Origin of the sequence: Synechococcus sp. R50.1 (assembly GCF_047462115.1) — a bacterium.
In the GTDB taxonomy this organism is placed as follows: Bacteria; Cyanobacteriota; Cyanobacteriia; order Thermostichales; family Thermostichaceae; genus Thermostichus.
In genome coordinates, this window is the sequence record NZ_JANSIN010000084.1 from 1 (window position 1) to 1,402 (window position 1,402).

1 protein-coding gene is annotated in these 1,402 nt (G+C 59.4%); it reads right to left on the reverse strand.

Features of this window, described 5'->3' with window-relative positions:
- Positions 1 to 145: 145 nt before the first annotated feature.
- On the reverse strand, positions 146 to 1,102 hold the full coding sequence (cysK, locus tag NW870_RS12850; RefSeq protein ID WP_414358488.1) for a cysteine synthase A: 957 nt from the start codon (positions 1,100 to 1,102) through the stop codon (positions 146 to 148).
- Positions 1,103 to 1,402: the final 300 nt, after the last annotated feature.

Below are 1,402 nucleotides of genomic sequence, written 5' to 3' on the forward strand. Positions count from 1 at the left end.
GCGGACGAAGGGACTTGAACCCTTACGCCTTGCGGCACTAGATCCTAAGTCTAGCGCGTCTGCCGTTCCGCCACGTCACTCTCACCCATGCTAGCTCGCCCTCTGGGCCAGGGCGACCTGTAGGGCAGCAGTCTCAGCATCATCGTCATCTCGAATCGGAATCCCGCTCCAAGTCGCGAAAAAGAGGTGTGCTCAGGTAGCGTTCCCCAAAACTAGGCTGGATCATTACAATCCGCTTGCCAGCGTTTTCCGGTCGCCGCCCCACCTGGATGGCTCCCGCCAAGGCAGCCCCGGTGGAAATGCCGGAGAGGATCCCTTCTTCCTTGGCCAGGCGACGGCTGTAGACCATGCTCTCTTCATCTTCCACCGCAATCACCTCATCCAGCAGGTCGCGCCGCAGCACATCAGGCACGAATCCCGCTCCGATCCCTTCAATGCGATGAAAGCCGGGCCGGCCACCACTCAAGACAGCACTGGCCTTGGGTTCAACGGCCACCAGTCGAATGGCCGGGTTTTTCCCCTTCAAAAACTCGCCCGCCCCCGTGATGGTGCCGCCGGTGCCTACCCCTGCCACCAGGATGTCCACCTGACCATCGGTATCTTCCCAAATTTCCGGGCCGGTGGTTCTGGCATGAATCTGGGGGTTGGCGGGATTGGTGAACTGGCCCAACATATAAGCGTTGGGAGTGCGGCGGACGATCTCTTCGGCCTTCCAGATGGCTTCCCCCATGCCTCCAGCACTGCTGGCCAGATAAACCTCTGCCCCGTAGGCTTTCAACAGCAGTCGCCGCTCAAGGCTCATGCTCTCAGGCATGACGATGATGAGCCGGTAACCCTTGGCAGCAGCGGCCATGGCCAAGCCAATGCCGGTATTGCCAGAGGTGGGCTCCACCAAGATGGTCTTGCCGGGGGTGATCAAGCCAGCTTGTTCGGCAGCCTCGATCATGCTGACGGCAATGCGATCTTTCACCGAGGCGGCGGGGTTAAAGCTCTCCAACTTCACCACAATCTCGGCCAGACACCCTTCCGACTGAGGGATCCGATTCAACCGCACCAGCGGGGTGCGACCGATGAGCTGGGTGATGTTGGCGGCAATTTTCATGGCTAACAAAAAGGAAGCAACCAATTGCAACAGCGGGCCGTAGGCCTTAAGTCCAGAGCACTCGGGGGCCTTGTGCGATGCTAACCCTTAAATCAACTCCCCGGCGCTCCCCTTTCAGCTTACTAGCGCAGGAGCCCCGCCCTCTGTCCACAGGGCGAGGGTCGGGAGGAATGCGGAGTTACGATGATATAACCATGACCCAAGTCCTGACCATTTCCTGCAAGCTCAAGGTGTCTCAGTCGCAAGCCGCAAAGTTGGATGCGACCTTGGATGCCTTCGGCCAAGCCTTGAACTGGGTGA